Annotated in this window: 19 protein-coding genes; 5 read left to right on the forward strand and 14 right to left on the reverse strand. The window is 53.2% G+C overall.

Annotation, left to right across the window (positions count from 1 at the left end):
• Positions 1–10: 10 nt before the first annotated feature.
• The 6 genes from QBD29_RS05405 to QBD29_RS05430 form a co-directional block, all read right to left on the reverse strand.
• Positions 11–1240: an AAA family ATPase gene (locus QBD29_RS05405; RefSeq protein ID WP_280100294.1), complete on the reverse strand. Its 1230-nt coding sequence runs from the start codon at positions 1238–1240 to the stop codon at positions 11–13.
• A gap of 151 nt (positions 1241–1391) precedes the next feature.
• Positions 1392–2036, reverse strand: coding sequence for an OmpA family protein (locus tag QBD29_RS05410; RefSeq protein WP_280100295.1), 645 nt, complete (start codon positions 2034–2036; stop codon positions 1392–1394).
• A 5-nt stretch (positions 2037–2041) separates the two neighbouring features.
• Positions 2042–3460 (reverse strand): type II and III secretion system protein family protein, encoded by a 1419-nt coding sequence (locus QBD29_RS05415; protein WP_280100296.1) that lies wholly within the window; start codon positions 3458–3460, stop codon positions 2042–2044.
• 215 nt (positions 3461–3675) lie between these two features.
• Positions 3676–4503: a Flp pilus assembly protein CpaB gene (cpaB, locus tag QBD29_RS05420; protein WP_280100297.1), complete on the reverse strand. Its 828-nt coding sequence runs from the start codon at positions 4501–4503 to the stop codon at positions 3676–3678.
• 266 nt (positions 4504–4769) lie between these two features.
• Positions 4770–4943, reverse strand: a complete 174-nt coding sequence (locus QBD29_RS05425) for a hypothetical protein (RefSeq protein ID WP_280100298.1) — start codon at positions 4941–4943, stop codon at positions 4770–4772.
• Positions 4944–4972: 29 nt separating this feature from the next.
• Positions 4973–5146, reverse strand: a complete 174-nt coding sequence (locus QBD29_RS05430; protein ID WP_280100298.1) for a hypothetical protein — start codon at positions 5144–5146, stop codon at positions 4973–4975.
• A 355-nt stretch (positions 5147–5501) separates the two neighbouring features.
• Here QBD29_RS05430 and QBD29_RS05435 point away from each other — a divergent pair, with 355 nt between their 5' ends.
• Together QBD29_RS05435 and QBD29_RS05440 are read left to right on the forward strand one after the other, a co-directional pair.
• Positions 5502–6374 carry a lytic transglycosylase domain-containing protein gene (locus tag QBD29_RS05435; RefSeq protein WP_280100299.1) on the forward strand — a complete coding sequence of 291 codons (873 nt, stop codon included), beginning with the start codon at positions 5502–5504 and terminating at the stop codon, positions 6372–6374.
• Entirely contained in the window at positions 6371–7792 is a 1422-nt protein-coding gene (locus QBD29_RS05440; protein ID WP_280100300.1) for a UbiA family prenyltransferase, read from the forward strand. Before QBD29_RS05435 ends, QBD29_RS05440 begins: the two co-directional genes overlap by 4 nt.
• Before the next feature lie 53 nt (positions 7793–7845).
• Here QBD29_RS05440 and QBD29_RS05445 read toward each other — a convergent pair whose 3' ends face one another.
• The 3 genes from QBD29_RS05445 to QBD29_RS05455 are packed head-to-tail and all read right to left on the reverse strand — an operon-like array spanning position 7846 to position 10849.
• Positions 7846–8583, reverse strand: coding sequence for an SDR family NAD(P)-dependent oxidoreductase (locus QBD29_RS05445; protein WP_280100301.1), 738 nt, complete (start codon positions 8581–8583; stop codon positions 7846–7848).
• On the reverse strand, positions 8580–9902 hold the full coding sequence (locus QBD29_RS05450; protein WP_280100302.1) for an FAD-binding oxidoreductase: 1323 nt from the start codon (positions 9900–9902) through the stop codon (positions 8580–8582). Before QBD29_RS05450 ends, QBD29_RS05445 begins: the two co-directional genes overlap by 4 nt.
• The gene (locus tag QBD29_RS05455) at positions 9899–10849 is read right to left on the reverse strand and encodes a lysylphosphatidylglycerol synthase transmembrane domain-containing protein (RefSeq protein ID WP_280100303.1); all 951 of its coding nucleotides are present in this window, start codon (positions 10847–10849) and stop codon (positions 9899–9901) included. Before QBD29_RS05455 ends, QBD29_RS05450 begins: the two co-directional genes overlap by 4 nt.
• 192 nt (positions 10850–11041) lie before the next feature.
• On the opposite strand from QBD29_RS05455, the gene QBD29_RS05460 reads away from it, so the two are divergent.
• Positions 11042–11284: a CDGSH iron-sulfur domain-containing protein gene (locus QBD29_RS05460; RefSeq protein ID WP_280100304.1), complete on the forward strand. Its 243-nt coding sequence runs from the start codon at positions 11042–11044 to the stop codon at positions 11282–11284.
• Between the two features lie 91 nt (positions 11285–11375).
• Positions 11376–12047, forward strand: a complete 672-nt coding sequence (locus QBD29_RS05465) for a hypothetical protein (RefSeq protein ID WP_280100305.1) — start codon at positions 11376–11378, stop codon at positions 12045–12047.
• Between the two features lie 154 nt (positions 12048–12201).
• Here the strand turns inward: QBD29_RS05465 and QBD29_RS05470 are convergent, their stop codons facing one another.
• The 4 genes from QBD29_RS05470 to QBD29_RS05485 all read right to left on the reverse strand — a co-directional run bounded on the left by QBD29_RS05470 (position 12202) and on the right by QBD29_RS05485 (position 15013).
• Positions 12202–12831: a CoA transferase subunit B gene (locus QBD29_RS05470; protein WP_280100306.1), complete on the reverse strand. Its 630-nt coding sequence runs from the start codon at positions 12829–12831 to the stop codon at positions 12202–12204.
• The gene (locus tag QBD29_RS05475) at positions 12831–13526 is read right to left on the reverse strand and encodes a CoA transferase subunit A (RefSeq protein ID WP_280100307.1); all 696 of its coding nucleotides are present in this window, start codon (positions 13524–13526) and stop codon (positions 12831–12833) included. The genes QBD29_RS05470 and QBD29_RS05475 overlap by 1 nt, the downstream gene beginning before the upstream one ends.
• Positions 13527–13590: 64 nt before the next feature.
• The gene (locus QBD29_RS05480) at positions 13591–14697 is read right to left on the reverse strand and encodes a class II histone deacetylase (protein WP_280100308.1); all 1107 of its coding nucleotides are present in this window, start codon (positions 14695–14697) and stop codon (positions 13591–13593) included.
• Positions 14698–14776: 79 nt separating this feature from the next.
• Positions 14777–15013 carry a hypothetical protein gene (locus tag QBD29_RS05485; protein ID WP_280100309.1) on the reverse strand — a complete coding sequence of 79 codons (237 nt, stop codon included), beginning with the start codon at positions 15011–15013 and terminating at the stop codon, positions 14777–14779.
• 26 nt (positions 15014–15039) lie between these two features.
• Here QBD29_RS05485 and QBD29_RS05490 point away from each other — a divergent pair, with 26 nt between their 5' ends.
• Positions 15040–15393, forward strand: coding sequence for a YigZ family protein (locus QBD29_RS05490; protein ID WP_280100310.1), 354 nt, complete (start codon positions 15040–15042; stop codon positions 15391–15393).
• Here the strand turns inward: QBD29_RS05490 and QBD29_RS05495 are convergent.
• Positions 15383–16009 carry a hypothetical protein gene (locus QBD29_RS05495; protein ID WP_280100311.1) on the reverse strand — a complete coding sequence of 209 codons (627 nt, stop codon included), beginning with the start codon at positions 16007–16009 and terminating at the stop codon, positions 15383–15385. The two genes, QBD29_RS05490 and QBD29_RS05495, sit on opposite strands and share 11 nt — an antisense overlap.
• Between the last annotated feature and the right edge of the window lie 73 nt (positions 16010–16082).

Below are 16082 nucleotides of genomic sequence, written 5' to 3' on the forward strand. Positions count from 1 at the left end.
ATGTACCCCGTTATTCTGCAGTGTCTTGCACAAGGTCGGATATTGTATTGGCGATCTTTAGAATCTCTTTACGCAGTGGATTTTTTGCTGCGAGTTCGGCCAAAGGAACGCCTTCGTCACCTGAATTTGCGACAGGTTTGCCGCCATCTGGCAGCTGATAGCGGAACTCAATCTCGAGGCTTTCGGCCATGCGTTTCACGCGGGTTTTGCCAGACATATCGGTGAATTTGGGCGCCCGATTGAGGGCGAATTGTACCTTTTCGTAAGGCAAGTCTTCGGCCTTGAGCGTGCGAACAAAACGCAAGCAGTTCTGGGCACTGCGCATATCCAATTCGAGGAAGGCAAAGTACAAATGCGCGGCTTCTAATACCACCTCTGACCAGCTGACCAAAGCAGTGGGAACATCAATGATAACAAAGTCATAGCTGGATTTTGCTTGTTCGATGATGTTTTCGATCCCATCGGGTTCAACAAACTCCAGCGGCAAAGCGTCATTGGGGGCTGACAGCACATCCAGACGATCGCGGTAAGACGCCATGGCCTGTTTCAGACCATCCGCATCAGCGGCAGCCGCGTCTGACAATAATTCGAACACCGCTTCGGTGCGTGGAACATCCAGAAAGGTTGAAACAGCGCCATATTGGAAATCAAAATCCAAAATACAAACTTTTTTACCTTCTTTTTCACCAATTTTCTGCAGCTCCCACGCCAGGTTAGCCGCGAATGTGGTTGTACCAACGCCACCCGCAAGGCCGTAGACGGGCAAAACGATCCCGCTGCGGGATGTGTCTGCTTGGGCTGTTGGCGCAGCAGGGGGAGCGGCCACAGGCTCTGGCACTTTGGAAATGCGTTCGATTGCATCGTGAAGTGCGCCCTCGGGAAGTGGGTAAGGGGCAAAGTCATCGGACCCCATGCGCATCAGTTGATGCAGCGCGACGGTGTCGAGTTCGTGCGGGATCAAAACGACTTTGATGTTTTGTTCTTGGGCGGTGCGGATCACGTTCGCAACAGGTGTAAGATCCTGTTCGTCCTGCTTATCAACGGCAACCGTGATGAATTTCAAGCCCGCGCCAATATCAGAGGTCAAGGCAGAGGCGGCGGCATCAAAGGTAAGGGCACCCCAGTTTTCACCAAACTCGGTTTCCATGTCTTCGATTAAAAGGTCAAAAGCTTCGATATCGCGTGCTACGGCGCATGCAATGATTTGGCCTGATTCCTCGTGTTCTGTCTCGGTACTCATACCTATAGTCCACCCAGATGCGGTATTTTCCGCTTTGTTTATTTGTGCCTAAGCACCTGCTCGTTTTCAGGAATGGCTTAGGAATGTGTTATTTTTAGGGTGATTACGGGCAATTTTTTGGATCAATTGCCCGCATCATTGTCACAGATTGTTACTCTTTAGAGTCTTCAATCACGTATGTGGTCGTGATGTATTTGTCGTACACTGTTTTTGCGTACTTCCCGTCGAGATCCGATGCGCGGCCTTTGCGTGCAAAGCCAGAGACTTCGGTCACTGTGCGGCGGTTTTCGCGATTTGGTGCTTCGGTCAGAACCAGAGGACGTGTTTCCCCGAAAGAGGACACGGCCTGAACTTTGCTGCGGCTGACGCCGAGGCTTACCAAATAGTTGACCGCTGCACGGGCGCGGCGCAGGCCGAGCCGTTTGTTCGCAGCATTAGAACCAACTTTGTCAGTGTGACCGTAAACGCGGAAAACGATTTGTGGATGCGCTTTGATCCACTGTGCCTGTTTGCGCAAGATATTGCGAGCCGTGGCATCTAACTCTGCGGAATTAAAAGCAAAATTGATGCGGGCTGGTGCTTCTGACGCAAATTTGCGCGTCAGGTTGGCAACATAGGCGCCGTTCAGTTGTCCTGTTTGCACGGCCACGTTTGTGGCTGTTGCGACACCCAGATCGTCTTCGAGGATTTCATGGCCTGCTTCGGGGCCAATATACGAAAACAGATTATCTGTGCTGGAACATGCTGTCACAGTGAGTGCGGCAACGGCGGCGGAGGTGATTGCAAGGGTTTTCATATCGCTTACTCCATCACATAGCCGTAAGAGCCGGTGAATTCCTGAGAGGAAACCGTTCCAGCGTCTTTGATGGCCTGTTTGTTTTTCCGTTTGCCAGATACATTGCCCAGAAGGAACAATTCGCTTTCGTTCGGGATGCGAACACGATCTGTTGGCAATGTGAGGCTGTCGCCATGCACAGGGGTCACAAGGTGAGGGGTCACGATGATGACCAGCTCGCTTTGCTCGCGCTGATAATTTGCACTGCGGAACAATGCGCCAAGTACTGGCACGTCACCAAGCCAAGGAACCTGTGAGTTTGCATCTGCAAAGTTGTCTTGCAGCAAGCCCGCAATGGCCATGGATTGACCGTCACGCATTTCCACAACTGTTTTTGCTTCTCTGCGAGAGAAAGACGGAATAGTTGTGCCACTGATCACGATGGTTTGTGATGTGTCGAGTGCGGAAACAGCGGTTTCGATGGTCAGGTTAATCAGATCGCCATCAACAACAACAGGCTTGAACACCAGTTCGATGCCGAATGGTTTATAGTCGATCTTAACGCCGTCACCATCCGCAACAGGGACGGGGAATTCGCCACCCGCCAGGAAACCTGCTTCGTTACCAGAGATGGCAACCAAGTTTGGTTCGGCCAATGTGCGCACCAAACCCTTTGTTTCAAGGGCTTCGAGCATCAAGTTGATTGCGAGATCACCCGAGGTGAAACCGATGGAAAACGCGCCTTGCTGTCCAGCGGTTGCAGCGGCCACGCCACCTGTACCACCCGGGTTTTGCAAGCGGCTGCCAACGCCAATTTGGCCAACAGGGTTGCCAGCGGCGCCTGTGATATCAACGCCGATAGAGGCGGACAGGTTTTTCGCCACGGAACGCTGCATTTCTGCGAAGCGCACCTTCAGCATAACTTGCTGAGAACCGCCAACTGTCATCAGATTGGTAACGCGTTCTGGTGCATAGCGCTGGGCCAGATCAAGTGCGCGATCCAGCTTTTGTTTGCCAGACACGCGGCCAGACAAAACGATACCGTCGTTCGCGGTACGCACTTCGATACGTTCGCGCGGAAGAATTTCACGCAGACGCTCTTTGAATTCTGCCAGATCAGGGGAGACCTGAACATCAACGTTTGTGATCAGGCGGCCGTCGGCTGCCAGCAACGTCAATGTTGTGCGTCCAGGTGCTTTGCCCAACACATAGATGGTGCGATCCGAAAGGGTCGCGATGTCTGCGATGCCAGGGTTGGCAACGGAAAGCTCTGCGAAGGGTTCGTCGGACTCCATCACGATTGCGCGGTTTACGGATACTTTGATGCTACTCGTTGTTGCGCCACGCATGATCTTGAGCACGTTCTGTGCTTCGACGGGGGGAGCTGTAAAGCCGATTGAGCATACGCCAATCAGGCCTGCTGTTAACAGGTTTAGTAGTTTCATGTGATCCTGCCTCTCTGAACCACTGCTGCATCGTTCCGGGTCTTTTTTGCCCGATTATTACTCCGAACAATGCGTCAGGTCGGATTTATTATCAAGATTCAATATATTAGAAGGGGGAGTTTATGTGGGTTCTAAGCCACAGTGGATATATGTAGTGGTTCAAGACACAAAAAAGGGCGCCGAAGCGCCCGATTTTGATTTCGTTCATTCTGGGATCAGTTGCTGCAAGGGATTGGAATTTCAATCACTTCAGCGCCTTTTCGCGTCTTAATTGTACAGATCTCTTTCTCTACAACTTTGATCTCTTCGCGGCCCAGCAAATCGTCCTTGGTGATCTCGATTTGCTCTGATGTGCTTTCGTCGTCAATGCCACGCAGGGATAGCAACAGCTTGCCCGTGGATTGCGCCTGAACCAATGCGCCGATGGTTTTTACATCTGCAGCCACGGTTACGGTGCGGGCAATCGTTGTTTGATTGCGTGAGCTGTCCGCCTGCTGATCAATGGCGATCAATTCAAGGCTGTTAAGGATCAGTTTCGTTACAGTGTCGCGGTCCGTGCGGCCTGTCCAATAAACGTCAACCTTGTCACCTGGGCGCAGGAAGCCAGACACACCAGATGCAACGTCCACACGGATGGCAAAGGCGCGCATCCCTTTTTTCAAGCGGGAAGACACGCCAGCGTCTTCGCCAATGCCCGTCACTTTGGAGGCCAAAATTGCTTCGCCTTTTTCCATGGTGCGGATGACTGTGCGGAATTCACCTTCTTCGATGTTGCCGATCAAATCTTCGATTTTGTCGAATGCGTTTTCTGGAACAGCTGCCACTGGAAACTCGACCGCTTTAACGTGCTCTTTGGTCAGAGCTGTGCCGTAGGGGAGTTCTTCGTTCGCGATGAAAACAGTGGCAAGATCAATCTTTTCGACCTTTACCTCTTTGTTTTTCAAGGCTGTTTCGTATTGGTTGAATCGTTCCATAGCAAGATAGACAGCGCCACCCGCGATCGCGATCCCCATGAAAAGTACCAGTGCAAAGATAATACGCATTTTCTTACCCGCTCTTTTGTCGAAGGAAAGCCCTTCGGTGAACCTGGACTAGGTTCGGTTAAACTCGTTGATCACCACAGTGTTGCGCCTCGGCGCTTTTGTTTGTTGCATCCTCTAGGTGGAACGCTTGATCATGGTGTTTTCACCAAAAAAACGCGAAGCGATCATGTGATCGTCGCGGCATGCAAGGGTTTTTTGGATTTGCTGCCGCTTTCGCGCGGTGTGAGCGAAGGGTTCGAAAACCCTTCGCCACTAGCATCATCAGCTTATGATACGGAAGTCGCAGAAAGCTGAGTGTTGATGTCGGAAGCCAAGTCTTCCATGCCGCCGCGGATCGCGGAAACAACTACGCCACCAACCAGAACCAAAGCTGCTGTCAGAACAACCCAGTCAACTGTTACTGCGCCGTCTTCGTCTTTTGTGAATTTAAAAAGTTTCATAGTGTGATCCTCCAAAGATCGCGTATCGATTAAGATACAGATGTTGCTGAAAGTTGTGTGTTGATGTCGGAAGCCAAGTCTTCCATGCCGCCGCGGATCGCGGAAACAACTACACCACCAACCAGAACCAGAGCGGCTGTCAGAACAACCCAATCTACAGTTACGGCGCCATCTTCGTCTTTGGTAAATTTAAACAGTTTCATTTTTGTACCCTCCAAGGTCACATTTGATTTTTCTAAGGCTTCGGCTTGTTTTGATTTGGACCTTCTCGTCAAAGTCCGTATCGCTTCGTCCTATGAGCAATAGTTATACGGGTAAATGTGACCGCATTTTGGCGCACAAACTTGGATTTTCATTCTTTGGTAACTTTTTCGCAGAAAATTTGTAAAACTGTTTTAAAACAAACGTTTGAGTGGTGATCTATTTTTGAAAAAACTTGAATCGACTTGTTTGCAACAGGCTTTTTGACAAAATCGCCACAGTTCAAACACACAATTTTCTAGCTTTACGTCCCAATTTTTGCGATTCCTGCTTTAACAAAAAGAAAAGAGCAGTGACTTGACCCGGTTTTCCACACCTTTTGCGGCCCTGGCCGTTGTTTGCCTTGCGCTTTCTGGTGGTTTTGCGCCTGAAATTGCGTCTGCCGAGATCGTATTCAAAAAAGCAAAGCCGAAAAAGAGCGGGGGATCGCGGATTAACATCCAGATTACGCCCGAGGAAGACTACTATAAGAACGAACACAAAAAGAAATTGGAGAAGAAAGCAGCTGGAGATGGGGATACTGCAGAACCTGCGGCCGATGTTGCAGGGGCCGATCAGGCGATAAAACCTGCTGATTTACAGGATTGGTTTTGGACCGCAAATTCGCCCTCTATTAAAGAAGCCAGTTCAGGGCGGTTGGATACGGCGATGAAAGCGCTGTCATCAAACCCATCCAAAGCTGCGAAATTTTCGGCCAATATCGGACAAATGCAAAAGCTGGCGGATGCCCATGGCGGCGATATTCTTTTGGCCACTTTGGGAAAAGACGTATCACCTGCGTTTGTGTTGGCTGTGATCGGGGTTGAATCGGGCGGACGTGCCGAGGCGGTGAGCAGTGCAGGGGCCGTTGGTTTGATGCAGTTGATCCCAGAAACCGCCACACGGTTTGGCGTAACAGACAGTACAGACCCGAGCCAGAACATCAAAGGGGGCACGGCCTATCTTGATTGGTTGCTTAAAGAATTCAAACGAGACCCGTTGCTGGCATTGGCTGGATACAATGCGGGTGAAGGGGCCGTGCGCAAACACAATGGGGTGCCGCCTTATGCGGAGACACGGGCCTATGTGCCCAAAGTTGTTGCGGCATGGCAAGTTGCACGCACCTTATGTATGACACCCCCAAAATACGTTACAGACGGATGCGTCTTTAGATCGAGCAAGAAAAAATGACTGAAAAACGCCCTCTCGCCGTGGATATCGACGGCACATTCCTCAAAACGGACATGCTGTTCGAAGGATTTTGGCTCGCACTGGGCAAACAGCCGATGAATACGCTGAAAACCGTGGCCCGCCATTGGACGGATCGTGCCCGATTGAAGCGGGAAATCACAGAACTGGCTGATGTGAACGTGGAACTGTTGCCTGTGAACCCTGACATTCAGGCCTATATGGAGCAGGCGCGCGAAGATGGTCGTGAAGTGATTTTCGCTTCGGCCAGTGATGAAAGCCTTGTTCAACGGTTGGCGGATCACCACGGGGTTGAAGGACAGCACATTGGATCGAATGGGGATGTGAACCTGAAGGGATCGGCCAAAGCGGTTGCGTTGAACGCGCGATTTGGCGAGGGCAACTATGCCTATGCGGGGGATCAACGGTTGGATTTGGCCGTTTGGAAATGCGCGGGTGAGGCAATTGTTGTTGGCCACCATCCAGGTGTGACGAAGCAATTGGAAGATGAAGGTGTTGAAGTTGTCCAACTGAAAAAGTCGTGGTCGCGACGGTCTTTGGCCAAAGGGTTGCGCCCGCATCAGTGGGTTAAGAACATTCTATTGTTGTTGCCTTTGATTGCGGCACATTCGCTCGATCCGATGGCGCTGTTGCGTGTTGTTCTGGCGATTGCTGCGTTTTCGGCAGCGGCGTCATCCATTTATGTGGTGAATGATCTGTTGGATTTAGAAGCGGATCGGCTGCACCCAAAAAAACGCTTCCGCCCATTGGCGGCGGGATCGGCGCGCATACCTGATGCGATGTTGACCTCTGTGGCGCTGGGTATTTTTGCGCTGGGGGTTGGATATATCATATCTTGGCCGCTATTTTGGGTGATCGCGCTCTATATGGCGTTGTCTTTGTCTTATTCTTTGAAACTGAAAAAGATGCGTTGGGTGGATATTGCAACGCTTGCGGGGCTTTATACGCTGCGCGTGATTGCGGGGGCGTTGGCGGCGCAGGTTGTGGCGTCCGGCTGGATGGTTGCGTTTATCTTTCCAACGTTTTTGGCGCTGGGCTGTGTGAAACGTCTTACCGAACTGACGCTGGCGAAATCAGATGGCAAAGTGCCAGGACGTGGATATCGCCGATCTGACCGTGAGGATTTGTTGAATGTGGCCGGGCTTGGCGTGTTCTTTTCGCTGGTAATTTTTCTGCTTTACACGTTTAGCGCCACGGCCGTGTCTTTGTACGACGACCTTTGGCTGCTGCGTTTGGCGATTATTCCGCTGGCGTTGTGGCAGATTCGGATGGTGATCTTGGGGTGGCAGGGCAAACAGGATTACGATCCGATTGTATTTGCCATGCGCGATAAGACAGGGATCATGATTATCACGGTGACCGTGCTGATCTTGTTCTATGCGTCAGGGTCAATTGTGTAAGCAATTTTTGGGGCGCTGCCCCAAACCCCGAGATATTTCTGCTCACAAGAAGATCACACCGACAGCTTTTTAAAGATCGGTTCGGGGATCGATTTGATGATTGCCATGATATAGCGCCAGAACCACGGCGTGTAGAGTGTGTTCTTTTTCTTTTCATGTGCAGTCCACAGATCATCTGCGATTTGATCAGGGGAGGCGACGAGGAACATGCCCTCAATCCCCCAGGTCATGGCGGTGTCTACAAAGCCCGGTTTCACGGTGACCACATGGCCGCCGGAGCGGTTAAGGCGGTTGCGCAAGCCTGATAGGTAGGTGTGAAAACCAGCCTTAGCTGACCCATAGGTGTAATTGCCAATGCGGCCGCGATCCCCCGCAACCGAACCGATACCCAGAACCGTGCCGCCTTTGCGCTCTTCCATGATCGGCGCGAGGCCGTGAAGGAAATTGGCAGGACCTGTGAAATTGTCTTGGATTGTGAAGTCACCGATGCTTGGGTCGGCGTCCACGTCATCCTGTGGGGCCATGGAACCGACGAATACGGCGGCATTGATGAGGCCTTCGTTCTTTTTCGCGGCCTTGTAGATGGCTGTGAAGGATTTTGGATCACGGGCGTCAAACACCACGGGCGTGGCAGATGCAGCACCCCGCGCGGTGCAATCAGATGCGGTGCGGGCCAAATCGTCTTTGTCACGGGCGGCCAAAACGACATGCGCGCCCATTGTGGCAGCCTTGCGAGCGAATGCGCGGCCCATGGAAGAGCTTGCGCCAAGGATGATCCATGTCTGTGTCATTTGCTGTCCCGAAGTTTAAGGCGACGCACGAGATCCGTTTTGAAACGGCCTTTTGGGTCTGCGGTTTTGACGGTTTTTTGCCAAGCGGCGAGTTCTGGGTACATGTGTTTGGCCTGTGCCGCTGTCGCAAGGCTGTCTTTGGCGAAATAGATGCGGCCACCAGCCTCGGCTGTCATGTCATTCAGCTTTTCCACCAACGCGACGGATTTTTTGGAGTTAGGGAAATCCAATGCGAGGGTGAAGCCTTCCATTGTGAAAGAGAGCGGGCCAGCGCGACCTGGTCCTGTGCGTTTGAGCACGGCAAGGGGGGAGGCGAGACCTGCATCTGCGATCAGACGGAGCATTTCGCGAAGCGTGCGTTCGGCGGTGTCGTCGGGCAGCACGCATTGGAATTGGTGAAAACCGCGTTTGCCGTAAAGCTTGTTCCAGTCGTGGATTTTGTCGAGCGGGAAGAAGAAATCCTCAAGGCTGCGCAACACGCCGCGGCCGGTTGCAGGGACACGGTTAAAATACATGCGGTTAAAGGCGCGTACTGTTGGTGGGGAGAGCGCGAAGCTCGGCGCGTTGAACGGCACTTTGCGCGATTTGCGCAATTTTGGGGCCATGTTGGATTTGGTGAGTTCTGCTTCTTCCAAGATGCCACGGCCAAGGGATTGGCCATTGGCGGTGCCGTCGATCCAGCCGACGCAATAGGTGGCTGTGGAGTCTTTGAGCATCTGCATGAATTCTGAAAGGTTGTTGGCGCGGCGTTCGTCCACTTGGATCAGGCGCGAAGAACATTCGGTGAGTTGCAGTTTGGCGGAAACGATAATGCCTGTTTGGCCAAGGCCGCCGAGGGTGGCTTCGAACAGTGCTTTGTTTTTCTTGGGTGATACAATTTTGGTTTTGCCGTCTGTGCCGATGAGTTCGATCGACAAAACGTGCTGGCCAAATGTGCCCACACCGTGGTGGTTTTTGCCGTGAACGTCATTGGCAATGCAGCCGCCGATGGTGGCGAACCCTGTGCCAGGCATAACCGCTGGCATCCAGCCCTGAGGGGCGAAGGTTTCGAGCATTTGGGTAATGGATACGCCTGCTTCGGCCTCTAGCACGCCTGTTTGGGCGTCAAAGCTGATAAAACGGTCGAGGCGGTTCATATCGACGGCTTTGCCATCTGTATTGATCGCGGCGTCACCATAGGAGCGTTGTGCGCCAATGGCAGGGGCGGGGGTATCGCCCGTAACATGCGCGATGCTGCTGGGTTTTTCTGGGCGGGCGATTTGGGCGGTTCCTGAGAGAACGCGGCCCCAGCCTGTGAGTGTGTCAGTTTTCCAGCTCATGTGCGGCCTCGTGCGGATGCGGCCTCGGCCACAGGGAAGAATAGAACGCCAAGGCCGATTGCAAACCACAGGGTGGTGATGCGAATGATGGCGGTGGCGGGTAGGGCGATTTCCAAGGGGATGCCTTGGATCGAGAGAAGGGCGAGCATGGCAGCTTCGGCACCACCAACGCCGCCCGGAAGGCCCGTAGCGCCGCCTGTCATCATAGAGAAGACAAAGATGCCGACGCAGGCCCAGACAGAGATTTCAGCCCCCATCCATGTGAGCAAGAGATAAAACGCGTAACCTTCGGCGAACCAGCCAATAAAGCCTAAGGCAAAGGCAGGCAGTGCGATTTTGGGGTTTGAGAAGGGTTTGAGTGACTGCGCGGCGCGGCGGGCGCGGGCGAAGAAGCGCGGCTTGCGGCCGATGAGTTTGTAAAGACGCGTGACGCACCAACGAAACAGGCTCGGGCGGGTGGCGACAATGGCGGCCAGAACGGCGATGATGGCCACGGGAATACCACCAGAAATGCCCCCTGCCATGACCAGCATAGCAGCGGCGAGCAGGAGGCCAGAGGAGGCGAGGTCGGCTGCACGATCAACGATCACGAGGGGGGCGGTGCGTTCCACGCTCGCCCCTGTTTCGCGGTTGATCCAGCGCACGCGCACCAGTTCCCCCAAGCGACCGGGTGTCATGGTCAAGGCGAAGCCGCCGAGGTAGTGGCGCAGTACTTGCCAGAGGCCAAGGTCCAGTCCGAGCGCGCGGCCATAGAGAAACCAGCGCACGGCGCGAAAGGTGTAGTTCACGAGGGACAGGGCCAGAAGGATGCCGATTTGGGTGGCCGTCAAGAGCGTGATCTGATGCCAGATGTCTTCGCCGGATGCGGTGAAGAACGCGAGCAGACCACAGGCGACAAAGATCGCGAGAACGATCAAGGTCGATCGGTAAGGGGACGCCGTTTGCATTGCGGATATCATTACTGTTGCCTCTGATGCGGTCTGTGCGCCGCGTTAGCACAGGGTTTAGGGGCAGAATTGGGCCAGAGTAAGGCAAGGCTGATGGCCCTTGTGTTGCATTTAGAACAACGGATTTACTTTGAAGGGGCGTGGTTCTGGGTTAGGTTTTTAGAAACACAGTCAGAGAAAAGGAAGCCAGCCATGTCAGATGCCCCGAAGATTGCCCAGAAAGCCCCTTATCCTGTGGAGGTAGAGGCAGGGAAGAACTACTTTTGGTGTTCTTGTGGGCAATCCGCCAATCAGCCGTTTTGCGATGGGTCGCATAAGGGTTCGGATTTCGCGCCAGTAAAGTTTGAAGCGACCGAGGATAAGCGCGTGTTCTTCTGTGGGTGCAAGAACGGCGGGAACGGTGTGCTGTGCGATGGGTCGCACAAGGCGCTTTGAAATTGAGCCAATATTGAAATTCCTGTCGTCTAGATAAGTTAATTTACTGAGGATTTGGATCGCAGATGATAGGTTGAAAAGAGTTTTGACTATGAGTGAGTATGTTTGGTGGATTAGCGCGCTTAGAGATTCAATAGACCCAAGAGATCACTTTGCTGACTGGGGCCCAGAATTAACTGAAAGTGAACACGTTGCTAAAGCCGCTCGCTTAGTGAAAGAGTTTTGGGAGCCACTTGATCGAGGTGAAATTCCCAAACGGGACCTCTTGGTTACGAAAAAGAGATGGATTGGTAGAGATTATCATCTTGAGGAAGCACTTGCGAAAGCAAAGACGGACGAGGGGCGCAGACTTCCAGCGGCTTTTTCGATGCAGTTAGCGAATCTTGGGTTGGCATTTTTCCAAAACTTGAATTTGCCCGATGCTCAATATTGGCCTATTGAGTTTTACGACGAAAATGAAACGCTGATAGCCGAACCGGCTGCTCTTTATGTGCCGGGAACAGTAAAGGATACTGTGAATTTTGAGGCTTCTGATTTTGTCAAAAGTATGCCTTATTTTCCGGGTAAAAAGGGAGCTGTTCTCAACCGTCTGAGGCACACCGAAGACCGGGTTACTCTTGACCGTTCAGCATTGAGCGGCGCCGAGGTCTGGGTAGAACCCCGCCTGCGCGGAGGGGTGTTTGTGTCGGCAAATATCCGAGACCGTATTCTGGCGGCTGGGTTAGGCGATGATTTCCGACTTATCCGCGCAAAGGTAATTTAAATTAGAGTTTTTCGGGAAGGGTTGATCCGTTTACTGCCCCTTCGATGAATAGCAGGTCGTTCAGATTTTTCGCGAAAGGCCTGAGACTACGCAATCTGACATTAAGATCAAAAAGGGGGCATTTGCCCCCAAATTGAATTGATATCTGACAGGATTAGTTGACCAGCTTGGCCTCGGTCACGGCGTCCACGTCGGCACGAGTGACGCCGTCTGCCAGTTCCACCAGTTCTAGGCCGCCATCTACCACGTCGAACACGCCCAAGTTGGTGATGATACGGTCCACGACGCCCTTGCCTGTGAGTGGCAGTGTGCATTCCTTGAGCAGCTTGCTTTCGCCGCGTTTGTTGGCGTGGTCCATGATGACCACAACGCGGCCAACGCCAGCGACCAAATCCATCGCGCCGCCCATACCTTTGACCAGTTTGCCTGGAATCATCCAGTTTGCCAGATCGCCGTTTTCGGCTACTTCCATCGCACCCAAGATCGCCATAGCAATTTTACCGCCACGGATCATGCCAAAGGACTGTGCGCTGTCGAAATAGGCGGTTTGGGGCAGTTCGGTGATGGTCTGCTTACCCGCGTTGATCAGGTCGGCATCGATGTTTTCCTCTGTCGGGAAAGGGCCCATGCCGAGCATACCGTTTTCGGATTGAAGGGTCACTTCGACGCCCTCGGGGATGTAGTTGGACACCAGCGTCGGAATACCGATGCCAAGGTTCACATACCAACCGTCTTGCAGTTCTTGTGCGGCCCGTTCGGCCATTTGATTACGATCCCAAGGCATTATGCGGCCCTCACTGTGCGTTGTTCGATGCGTTTTTCGTGTTCGCCTTGGATCAGGCGATGGACGTAGATCCCCGGCAGGTGAATTGTGTCTGGGTCGAGCGAGCCTGTTGGCACGATTTCTTCGACTTCGACAACACAGACCTTGCCGCACATGGCCGCAGGTGGGTTAAAGTTGCGGGCGGTCTTGCGGAACACAAGGTTGCCGGTTTCATCCGCTTTCCATGCTTTGACGATGGACAGGTCGGCAAAGATGCCTTCTTCCAAGATGTAGTCTTCGCCGTTGAACTGTTTCACTTCTTTGCCTTCGGCGATCACCGTGCCGACACCTGTTTTGGTGTAGAACCCAGGGATGCCACAGCCAGCGGAGCGCATGCGTTCGGCGAGCGTGCCTTGGGGGTTAAACTCCAGCTCCAGTTCGCCAGAGAGGTATTGGCGCATGAATTCGTCGTTTTCACCCACGTAGGAAGAAATCATCTTTTTGACCTGTCGGGTTTGCAAAAGCACACCCAAGCCAAAGTCGTCGACGCCCGCGTTGTTGGACGCGACTGTGAGGTCTTTGGTGCCTGCGTCTTTGATCGCAGAAATCAGGTTTTCGGGGATACCGCAGAGGCCGAAACCGCCTGCTGCGATGAGCATTCCGTCAAACAGCAAGCCATCCAAGGCTTCGGCTGCGGAGGTGTAGATTTTTCCCATTTGGGTCTCCTCGTTGCATTTGCAATGATGTTTACGCCGCGGCGCAGCAAAATTCAAGTTCGTGTTATTCGAAGCCGAAAGATGCGGCCATTTCCCCGATCAAAGTGGAGTGGAATGCCTGCATGCGCAGGTTGGGTTGGCGCACTTCTAGGGTGTCTGCCAATGGATCGGCGGCGGTGATGTTGCTGCCCGCCAGTTGCGAGATGATGGCATGGCCGCAGAAGGGGACGTAAGCCTCTGAATAGCCGCCTTCGTGGACCATGACGAGTTTGCCTTCGCAGAGGTCTGCCGCGGTTTCCATCAGCATGTCCGTCATCTGTGCAAAGCCGCGTGCGGACACCAACATATGGGCCAACGGATCAAATGGCCCCGCATCGAGACCGCAGGCAACGATGATGATGTCTGGTGCGAAATCGGTGAGGGCGGGGATCACGATCCGTTCCAGAGTTTCCACGTAGGCGGCATAGCCACATCCAGGGGGAAGAGGTACATTGATATTGTAGCCTTCGCCCACGCCAGAGCCGCGATCAGACACATCGCCTGTGTCGATGGGGTAGTTGTGTTCTTGGTGAATTGAAATGGTTAGAACATCGTCGCGGTCGTAGTAGATCGCCTCGGTTCCATTGCCGTGATGCACATCCCAATCAAGAATCGCGACCCGTTCTGCGCCGTGGTTCGCAAGGATTTCTTCGGTTCCGATTGCAATGTTGTTGAACAGGCAAAAGCCGTTTGGGAAATCGGGCAAACAGTGGTGACCAGGCGGACGGGACAAGGAATAGGCGTTGTCGTATGTGCCCGTCATTACGTCCACGATAGCCTGTGTCGCCATGCCCGCAGACAGGGCCGCGATTTCATAGCCGCCTTGGGCAAACGGCGTGCGCAGGCCGAGTTCGCCGCCGCCGTTATCTGACATTTCCTTAAACTGTTTAAGGTAGCTTTCGGGGTGGATACGGGTGAGTTGTTCGGTGGTGGCAGGGGCAGCGGATTGGACGTGCAACTGGTCCAGCAATCCTGTCACATCCATGAGGTTTTTCAGCCGACGTTTGGTTTCTGGATTTTCGGGCAGACCGTTTGGCGTGGGTTGCACCACATCGCTCACTTGCATGGTGAGCGCGTAGTTGCCCCCTGAATGCCAAAAGCATTTTTCGTCCCAGTAAAACCCTGTGCGCATGTTCGCCCTCGTTCGTTAAGAATCGCGGTTCAGTGTGGCAGGGGTGGCGGGTTAATCAATGGCAAAACCCGAAAGTCGGTTACGATTTATGCGCGAATGTATAGCTGCCCTCGGGTAGATTGAGCGCCGCCTGCAAGTCGCGTAACTGCGCCATAGACAGGCGCACGGTGTTGGTTTTATCCGTGCGTGGATCGTATTGTTCGACCGTTATGACGCTGGCGAACGCGGCAATGGTGACATCGTCTTGCAAAGGGGCTGCGCCGTCATCAATAAGGGTCACAATGGTGGCGTCAAAATCGTGTTCAATGGTAAACATGGTTTCAGCGTAGCGGGGGAGTTGCAGTGATACAAATTGAAAATGTGCTGACGGATCGCGGATCAAAATACGCGGTATCTGGCGGTGCGGTGGCGACCCGAAAAGAGGCCGAAGAGTTTGTTAAGGCGCTGAAGCGAAAAAAGAAGTTTGCGAAAGCGACCCATAACACGTGGGCCGTTGTTTTGCCTGATGGCACGCAGGTGAAGAACGATGATGGGGAAAGCGGTGCAGGCATGGTGATCCTGCGCATGTTGGAACGGGACGGGATTGAAGGAGAGGTTGTCGTGGTTACTCGCTGGTACGGGGGCGTACATCTGGGCGGGGATCGGTTCCGCCATGTGCAAACCTGTGTGCGGGCGTATCTGGATGCTAGACCCTGATCGGACGTATCAGTTTTGACACGCCCCAAGCGATCATGATGAACACGAAATTGGCCAGAGTTGAGGCCACATAAAACATCATGCGTCCGCCCAATTCCATATTGTTGAGAAACGGATAGGGCAGGCCTGCCGTAACGGTTCCGATTGGTTCATCGTTGAGTGGATGCAATACCAGCTCGGCCCAGGCGGGATATGCAATGCCAAGAAGAATGGCAGCGTAGAAGACTGGTTTCAAACGGGAAAACACGCCAAGGATCAAGAACGCATCGATCCACATCAGCACGGGGCCAAGGGCGTGGAGATAGTATTCTTTCCACCAAATCGTGCCCTCGGCCGGCGATACGTTCAACGGGTCCATGAGATACAGCCGCCAATATTGAATGACGACGGTCATGTTCATCACCACGACAAAGGAAACAAAGGCCTCCCAGCGCTGCGTGGTTTTGCCGTAGCTGAGGCGGAGCATTTGGCCCGCGACGATCATGTTAGCCGTGAGGGTCCAGATTGTGAGATAGCGAAATTGCCAGCCGAAAAATTCGGGGTCAAGGCCGCGGAATTGTTCCAGAAAATAGAACACGGTGAGCAAGAAAACGACGATGCGGAAGGTTTTGATCATGGGGCATCGTACCGAGGCTTTGAGGGCGGTGCAACGGGCGGTCGCCAAGGATGTTAAGGGAAGGTGAACCCAG

This window comes from Amylibacter sp. IMCC11727 (assembly GCF_029854195.1).
Taxonomy (GTDB): Bacteria; Pseudomonadota; Alphaproteobacteria; order Rhodobacterales; family Rhodobacteraceae; genus Amylibacter.